Annotated in this window: 5 protein-coding genes and 1 pseudogene; all 6 read right to left on the reverse strand. The window is 61.5% G+C overall.

Translation table 11 applies throughout. The features are described from left to right. Nucleotides 1–162: 162 nt before the first annotated feature. Nucleotides 163–4593, reverse strand: a complete 4431-nt coding sequence (locus SB753_RS19410; protein WP_410801380.1) for a transporter substrate-binding domain-containing protein — start codon at nucleotides 4591–4593, stop codon at nucleotides 163–165. A 53-nt stretch (nucleotides 4594–4646) separates the two neighbouring features. Further along, a complete protein-coding gene (aqpZ, locus tag SB753_RS19415; RefSeq protein ID WP_288824572.1) occupies nucleotides 4647–5393 on the reverse strand; it encodes an aquaporin Z in 747 nt (248 codons plus the stop codon). Nucleotides 5394–5631: 238 nt separating this feature from the next. Beyond that, a complete protein-coding gene (locus SB753_RS19420) occupies nucleotides 5632–6276 on the reverse strand; it encodes a response regulator transcription factor (RefSeq protein WP_204522759.1) in 645 nt (214 codons plus the stop codon). Between the two features lie 112 nt (nucleotides 6277–6388). Beyond that, entirely contained in the window at nucleotides 6389–7078 is a 690-nt protein-coding gene (locus SB753_RS19425; RefSeq protein WP_087754749.1) for a response regulator transcription factor, read from the reverse strand. 138 nt (nucleotides 7079–7216) lie between these two features. Next, nucleotides 7217–7822, reverse strand: a complete 606-nt coding sequence (locus SB753_RS19430; RefSeq protein ID WP_410801359.1) for a response regulator — start codon at nucleotides 7820–7822, stop codon at nucleotides 7217–7219. A 402-nt stretch (nucleotides 7823–8224) separates the two neighbouring features. Next, a pseudogene (locus SB753_RS19435) lies at nucleotides 8225–9143 on the reverse strand (MFS transporter); the annotation flags it as partial.

Raw genomic sequence — 9143 nt, forward strand, 5'->3', positions numbered from 1 at the left:
GCGTTTTCCCGAGTATGCTTTGGGCTCGCGAGAAGTGACTCCTTCATCGAGGGATGTCTCCAAATCTTTAACGCGGCTTCGGCCGCGTTTTTTTTCGTCCGTCGATTGCGGTGCGGTCGGGACCAACGCTGCCGTGGGCGTTGATCCGGCTAATGACCGCGCTTAGGCGAGCAATGCCGCCTGGTGTTCGATGCCGTCGAGCATCGCGTTGCATTTGTCGATCACCGCGAGTCCGTTATGGCGCACGCGCTCGGGCGCGCCCGAGATATCGCGGCGATATTCGTCGAGTACGCTGATGAGCGGAGGGTATTGCAGTACGCTCGCCGCGCCTGCTACCCGGTGAAGCCACTCGCGCACGCGCAATGTGTCCGCGTCTTCCAGTAACAACGACAGTGCCTGAATGTCTTCGCGCACTGAAGAAACGAACGAATCGAGCAACGCCTTGACCGTCGATTCACTACCCCACAATTGGGTCATCTGATTCAGGTCGACCGGAACGAAGGCCGAGGCGCCCGCGGCCGACGAGTCTGTCGGCTCCTGGATATCAGCGTTATCTGCGGGTGCCGCCTGCCAGGCGCTGTCAGTGCCGAACCAGCGGCTCAGATACTCGCGCAACGTTGCGAGGCGCGTCGGCTTGACGAGGTTGTCGTCCATGCCTGCCTCGCGGCAGAGGCTCAGATCTTCAGGCGCCGTATTGGCGGTGATGCCCAGAATCGGCAGACGGTCTGAGCGGCCTTGCTCGCGCTCGCGCTCACGGATACGCCGCGTCAGTTCATAGCCAGATACGTTGGGCATATGGCAGTCCGTGATCAGACATCCGTAACTGGTGTGTTCGAGCGCGGATAGCGCTTCGGCGCCGTCGTTCGCGACGTCGCACGCGAAACCGAGCAGCGCCAGTTGATGGCGAATGAGTTCCTGATTCACCGGATGATCTTCGGCGACGAGAATCAGGCGGCCACTCGCGATCGCCCGTTCCCGGTCCGGCGGCGCGGTGATGCTTTCATGCGTGCGCGGCACGCTGACCGACGGCGACGGCGCGGACTGAAGGCCCGTCATGGCCGCAGCACACGCCGCACCGAGTCCGCGCCACGATATCGGATTGATGCTCAGGCGAACATTGTCTTCGAGAATGCGGTAGCCCGTAGGCTTCGGCTTTTCGGTGAGGGATATCACACGGACCTTGCCTGTGACGTTGGCGGGCAGCACCACGTCCTCGCTCACGAACAGCAGATCCACGCCGCTTAGCGCGGCGCGGCAACGTAACTGCGCAAAGTCGGACGGAACCCGGCGCAGCTCCAATCCCAGCGCTTTTCCGAAGTCGACGAGAGCCTGACCGACTCGCGCGTCGTTAGTCGCCACGAGACAGCGCTTGCCGCGCAAACCACTCACTGAATAACGCTGCGTCTCGACGGGCATGCTGAGCCGCACCGTCATGCGCGTGCCGCGGTTCAGCTCGCTGTCGAGCGTGAGCGAGCCGTTCATCAGTTCGATCACTTTGCGGCAGATGGTGAGGCCAAGGCCCGTGCCGCCGAAGCGGCGCGTGGTGGACGACTCCGCCTGCACGAACGGCTCGAACAGTTTCGCCTGCACGTCCGCCGCTATGCCGATGCCGGTGTCCTCGACGACCATCTCGATTGTCTGAACGTCGCCCGTTTGCGCGAGCAACGCCACGCTCACGTCTACCTGACCTTCGGGAGTGAATTTGATCGCATTGCCGAGCAGATTGAACAGGACCTGACGCAATCTCACGCTGTCCCCTCGCAGCGTGGCCGCCACGTCCGACGCAATATTCACCCTCACTTTCAGGCCCTTCTCATGCGCGCGGCCCGCTAGCAAGCCGACCGCATTGTCGACCAGTTCGCGCAGGTCGATAGGCTCTGCTTCGATGGTCAACCGTCCCGCGTCGATTTTCGAGTAATCGAGCAGGTCGTCGAGAATTTGCAGCAGCGCGCCCGCCGACTCGTGGATCATGCCGAGCATTTCGCCCTGATCCGCGTTGAGCGGCGTGCGCTCGAGCACTTCCACAAGCCCGAGTACACCGTTCATAGGGGTGCGGATTTCGTGGCTCATCATTGCGAAGAAGTCGTCTTTCGCACGCGACGCCGCTTCAGCCGCATCACGCGCGCGGGCAAGTTCTTCGGCGCGCGCATGCTCGATGCTCGCGTCGACCCAGTAGCCGCTCCAAACGACACTTGCGTCCGCCTCGCGACGCGGCACGAGTTCCGCTCGCGCCCACTTCACGTTCGAATGGCAGCGCATGCGGAATTCGATCAGTACCGGCGTTTCAAGACGAGCCGAGCGCTCGAGTTCCGCAATGACGAACGGACGGTCTTGCTCGTGGATACGGTCGAAGTCGACATGATCGCGGCTTCCCGCCACCCCGTTGCCGTGTCCGAGCAAAAGCTTCGCGTCTCCACCGATGTAAGGAAACGAATAAGCACCGTCTGACGTGCGGCGCAGTTGGAACACCACGGCCGGCAACGAGCGCGTGACGTCGAAGAGCCTCCGCTCGGTGTCGCGCGCGCGCATCTCCGCACGCCGTATGTTGGTGATGTCGACCATGGTGCCGAGCACGCAAACTGGCTCTCCGTCGTTGCCGCGGCAGATACTCGTCCAGAAAAGCCCGTGACGCACATCGCCGGCACGGGACTCGAACTGCAGCTCGACCTGGGCCATGTCGCCGCCTCGCAGCAGGTCGCGGGTCATATCGGCGAGTACACGGCTGTTGGCCTCCCCCCATGTGTGAACCTCCATCGTGCTGCGTCCGATAACTGCCTCGCGGCTTAACCCGCACGCCCGCTCATACGCGCCATTGACTGCGATATAGCGGCCTTGCAGATCCTGGGCGACGAGCGGATAGGGCACCATCTTCATCATCGTTTCCTGGAAATTCAGCTGCAGCGCGAGCTCGCGCTCGGTCTCCTTGCGGCGCCTGACTTCGCGTTGCAAAAGCAGATAGGCGCGCAATGTAACGAGCAGGACCGAGGCGATGCCGATCAGCACAGGTAGCAGGCGCACCGCGGAAACGCTCCAAGTACCGCCTGCCGGCGTGTCGCCGGTCACCCATTTCTGCCGGATGTGCTGCTTTTCCGCTGGCGGCATCGCTTGCAACGCGCGGTCGATCAGATCGGCGAGCACACCCAGGTCCGGACGCACAGCGAAGTCGAGGGCATCGGATTTACCCACTGTGCCGATTACCTTCAGCACACCGGCGTATTGCCGCTTGAGCACAATGTCGACGGCTGCCACGTTTTCCACGACGACATCTGCTTCCCCGGAAGCAACCATGCGCAGCGCGTCGTCAAGGCTTGGCGCGATGACCAGGTGATCTTTCGGAATGCGCTGGAATGCGAGCGGGTCGACCCCGGCAATGTGTGACGACACCACGACCCGCCGCGGGGCGAAATCGTTGAGTGAACGGGCGGCCGGCTCGTCGTCGCGCCCCACCATTACCAGTGGATAGCTTTCGTACGCACGGGTATGACGTGCCTTCTGGAGGCGCGGGTCGTTACTCGAGCCCGTGGTGAGAATCGCCAGTTCACCGCGCTGGAACGCGTCGATCGCGGATGGCCAGTCGGGCTGCCGCGCGCGGTTGAACACGACGCCAAGCGTGCGACTCAGGTATGCGAGGTAGTCGGCGGTCACGCCGGCAGGACGCCCCGACGTGTCGAGATAGCTGAATGGCGGCCAGTTGTTGTCGAAGCCCACCTGCAACGGCGGAAGCGAACGAAGCCACGCCTGCTCCTGCTGCGTCAATTCAAGACGGGATGTGGCGGGCTCCGGCTTCGAATCGAAACTGCCTGAAAGCCAGCGGACTCGAATCGCCGTGTCGTCGGTCTGGTTCATTGATGCTAACGCGCGGTCCAGCCGGTCACGCAACGCCACCTGACTACGCGGCACGCCAAAGCGCAGTTCAGCGGAGCGAGTGCCTTCCTCAAATGCAACGCGCAGATTGTGGAACTCTTCTGTTGCGAGCGCATATTCGACGACTGGTGTGAAACCCATATATGCGTCCGCGTCGCCATCGGCGACGGCAGCGAGCGCCGCGTGCGTCGATGTGAACACGCTAATGCGGGCGCGCGGGAAGCGCTCGCGCAACGAGCGCTCAAGCGCAAAGCCCTTCTCTATTGCAATGGACGCGCCTGCAAGACGCGCCGGTCCTTCGTATATGTCGCCGTCCCTGCGTACAACCGTTGAGGTGGACGCGCGAAAATACGGCGTGGTGAAACTGACACAGCGCTCACGTTCCGGCGTGCGCGCGAGACTCATCAACAGATCGACGTTGCCCGCGCAGGCGGCGGCAAGTAGCTGCAGCATGTCGGGATATGGCTTCGCCTCGATCGCAACGCCCGGCCCGACCAGTGCGCGCAGATAGTCGATGCTCAGTCCTGTGAGTTGCCCGTTTCGCAGCGCGTCGAACGGCAACCAGCTATTCGCAAGTACGCCGACGGTCAGCTTCTCTGGGAAGGCACTACCGACCCGGTTGGCACCGGACTCCACGAAAGCGTGGCCGGCAGCCGCCACTTGAGCCGCGGCCAATAAGGAGAGCCCTGCCAGCACGCACACCGACACGCGCCGCCGCACGCGCGCTATCGCAGCGCGTTGGAACCGTGTGGCAAAGAATGAGAAAAACGTCACGGCACAACTCACGCGGCTTCGCTGTGGCCATCGGCAAGCGTTGCTGCTGCCTGGTCGGACCTGCCACTGAGGAACGAGAACACGAAGCCGGCGACGACGCCGCCAGACATTGGCGCCGCCCAGAAGAGCCACAGTTGGTCGAGCGCCCAGTCACCCACGAACAGCGCTTGCGCCGTGGAGCGGGCGGGATTGACCGAACCGTTGGTGACCGGAATCGACACGAGGTAGACGAGCGCGAGACATCCGCCGACGACCATCGGTCCGCCCGGCTTTGTCTCGTAGCGTGCGGCTACGAGAAGGCTCGCCATGACAAAAGCAAACGACAGCACGAACTCAATGGCCAACGCCGAGTGCAACTGATAGTCGGAAGGAGAGTGATCGCCAAAGCCATTGGCCGCGAATTCGCTCGCGCCGATTTCGAAGCCCGGCCGGCCGCTCGCCACATAAACGAGCAGCGCTCCGGCAACGACCCCGCCGACAATCTGCGCGGCAATATAGGGCAGCAGGTCTTTGACCGGGAACCGTTGTGCGGCAGTGAAACCTACCGTGACAGCGGGATTGAAGTGAGCGCCCGACGTCTCGCCAAACCAGTAGCTCGCGGTGGCAAGCGCGAGACCGAACGCGAGTGATACCTCGAGCACGCCGTAGCCTTGCTGAACGGCGCCGGTGTTCAATACGATGCTGCCGCAGCCGATGAACACCAGCCATGCCGTACCCACGCTCTCGACCAACAACCGCTTACCTAGCACGGCCATACCGCCTCCCTGTCGCTATGCGAAGCGCACGGCGCTACGCAATTTCCGCGAACATCTGCTTGAACTTCCCCAGCTTTGCGCGGCGTGGTCTCAAGACATAACTGCTCTAATGAGGCCCACGTCAGCAAAAGCCGAAGCTAATTCAGAACTATGGAGTGGCAAGGTCTCCCAACCAATCGGAAGAGTCCTAATTTCGGGACCGTGAGTTGCCGGTATATAGGCGCAGCGTTACCGAGTGTTAAATCAAGCCAATCTGCCGTGCGTAGACAATAAGATCGGACTCCGTTTCGAGGCCTAGCTTGCGCATTGCGGTACGCTTCTGAGTGCTGATCGTCTTACCGCTGCGCTGCAATCGTTTCGCGATTTCGTGTACCGCGACACCCTGCACATAGAGCTGGAAGATCTCCCATTCGCGCGCACTCAAAACGCTGGCGCGCAGTTGCGGCGGAGTGTCAGTCGTTTCCATCGCAACGCGCACCTGCTCCGACAGATACACGTCTCCAGTCAACGCTGCCTGGATTGCGTCGATCAATGCAGCCGTCGTGTCGCGCTTATCGACTATTGCGCTGACGCCAAGATGCAGCAGGCCCGACAGCATATGTGCATGACAAATCATGGTGAGCACAACGACGGCGGGATGCGCATGCCCTCTCAATACCCGACGCAGGAAAGGAACAGCGTTGCTCGCTCCGTCCAGACCCGGCATGCCAATGTCGGAGATGACGATGTCGCATTCGCAGACGTCAAGCAGTTCGGCAAGGTCATGCGTGTTGCAGGCCTCGCCAACAACTTCGATATGCGGCGTGGCGTACAACAACCTCCTCACGCCGGCGCGAACGCAGTCGTGGTCGTCCGCCACGATGACGCGTATCTTGTCTGTCATATTTTTTTGTTGTCTTATCGATTGGCATGTCCAGTACAAGATGTACTTTCCCCGGACAACGCCAACACATCTTATGTTTGTCACGCCGGCCCGGCGCGACCTCGTGTGTTCTTCAGCGCCCTTCGACGCGGGCCTCTGTTACCACGCCGTGCTCAACCGCAAAGCGAAATAGCTCAGCGTCGCTATGCAACGCCAGCTTGCGCATGGCGGTGCACTTTTGCGCGCTAATTGTCTTCACGCTGCGCCCCAGCCGCCCCGCAATTTCGGTAACACCGAAGCCCGACGCGTACTGCGTGAACACTTCAAGCTCGCGCCGCGACAACACCGAACGAACAAAGTCGAGCCGTTGCATCGCCGTGGCGTCCGCAATGACCGCGCGCACGGCGGGCCCGAGATAGCATTCGCCCGCGAGCGCGGTGATGATCGCCACGTGAATCAGGTCGATGCGGTCACGCTTGCTGATAAGCGCGTGAACGCCGAGCGAGATCACGCTTTGCAGCGCTGCTGCCTCGGTTTCCATGGTGAGCACGACGAGGGCCACGTCGGGGTAACGGCTCCTGAACTGCCGCACCGCGTCGATCCCACTGCCATCTGCGCCGCCTGGCATGTAGAGGTCCATGAGCACCAGGTCACAACCGGTCCGGTCGACCTCCGCAAAGAGATCGGTTGCATCGGTCGCGCGGCCGACCACCTCCATATTCTGGTAACCGCCCATCAAGTTCTCGATTGCAAACAGGACGAGCGGATGATCGTCCGCGATGATCGCCCGGACCGGCGTGCTTATTTCAGCGGTGTCGCCCATCGTCTATCTCTCCTCCATATCCTGACTCCCTATCACCATCTCACTCCCGACCGGCCCTGCCCCATCATCAGACATCGTGGCGGTGTTAAACATAAGATCGCTCCGAAATAACTTCAATAACTCGGCCAATTAATTTACTTAGATATGCGATTCAAATTTAAGAATGTCACCAGCTCGAACGCACGAGAATAAACCAGGATCATTAGTAACGCCAAGTTTTACCATTGCTTCACGCTTTTGCCGACTAACGGTGCGGCGATGACATCCGAGAGTGGCCGCAATTTCAGCAATAGAGTGTCCGTCGACGAACATCCTGACGACCGTCTTCTGCATTACCGACAGAGGGAGCGCGAGCGGCCGCTCGCACCCGGCTTCGGGCGGCGTTGCGAGAAGTGCGGCGATTGAGTTACCGATGTAGGGCTCGTTGCTTACATGCTGCTCGATCGCACGCCACAACTCGTGCATGGATTCGGTTTTGCTGAGCAAGCTCACGGCGCGCTCCGATGCGAGGACCCGGAGCAACGCAGAATTGGTCGTCGTCGACATGACGACGATGCGCAGTCGCGGCCACTCGGCATGGATCTGCCGGATCAGGTTCAGTTCGTCTTCCACAGCGGCGCCGGGGTCAGGCATCGACAGGTCGGTGACCAGCACGTCACATGGCGTGCGCCGCAGCAGTTTGATTAACGATGTCGGACTGACGGCCTGGCCGACGATGGCGACACCGGATCTGGTTTCGAGCATAGCTCTAACGCCAAGCAGAACGAATGGATGATCATCCGCGAGAATGATTCGGAGGTTCACTAGATTGATCTCGTTTGTTGTAGGAATAGTCGTCAGATACGCAGGACAAATCGACACGCTCCGCACCTGCGTCGACGCGCAATCGTTTCTAACCATCGCGCGTCGACGGGACCATAAAATCACCGTGGTGCGCGTAACGAAAATCGGAGTGTTCCGAATCAAGTGTTGAATTCACCGGCAATTACGGTGCACGGACAACAAAAGCCCCCAATTATTCAAAATGAATAAATTGAGAAAATCGGCGAGCTCAGGTTCGCGGGAAAATCACGTCTGAATTAACCTTGGCCCGCACGGCATTTCGATAAACGTCGCGCAAAACTGCCTCGCGCACGCCGGCAATCGTCAAGCCGTGTCACAGGCGCGCGGCGCGCTCGTGCTGACTTCGCGCAATGCGCGCGGAAAAACCGGCAGCGCAATCAACGCACAGAGACTTGTCACAGCCCACACCATCGGCCATGACCCGAGCGATAGCAGCGGCGGAATCGCGAGCGGCGTCAGAAAAAGCGAGAGGAAAACGCAGGTATTGCCGAGCGCCAGCGCAGTGCCGGCGCGGCTCGTTCCGGCGAGCGTCGCGAGTTCGGTGAAGGCGACGCCGTGCCAGGCAGACGCGCTCACCCCGCCGAGCACGATCATCGGCACGAGAAACATCGTCATGACTGTTGTTGGGGTGTGCTGCACGGCGGCCACACCGCTCATGAGAGTGAGCGCCGCGAATAGCGCGGAAGTCAGCAGACTGCAGCCGCGCATGTATGCCCGGCGATTGCCGCGCTGATCCGTCCACCGGCCGCTCCAGACACGAGCGATGGCGGCGCCTGCCTGGACCGTGGCCATCGCGACGCTGATGGTCAGCACGCCGGCGCGCCCAAAGTCGTGGAGGAACACAGTTCCGAAAGTGATCACGGCGAGTTGCGGCACGCAAAGCGCGCCCGCGCCGAGCGCTACGCGCCAGATGCGGGCGTCACGCAGCGGCGAGCGGCTCCGGGCATGTGCGCCGTTAATGTCGTTTGCACTGCTAATGCCGCTTGCGCCGCTTGCGCCGCTTGCGCCGCTTGCGCCGCTTGTGCCGCTTGTGCCGCTTGTGCCGCTTGTGCCGCTTGTGCCGCTTGTGCCGCTTGTGCCGCTTGTGCCGCTCGCACCACCCGCACCGACCACGCCGCCCACGCCGCCCACACTGTCCACACCACCCACACCACCCACACCACCCACACCACCCACACCACCCACACCACCCACACCACCCACACCACCCACACCACCCACA

The sequence above is a fragment of the Paraburkholderia sp. SIMBA_053 genome (genome assembly GCF_046534895.1).
In the GTDB taxonomy this organism is placed as follows: Bacteria; Pseudomonadota; Gammaproteobacteria; order Burkholderiales; family Burkholderiaceae; genus Paraburkholderia; species Paraburkholderia caledonica.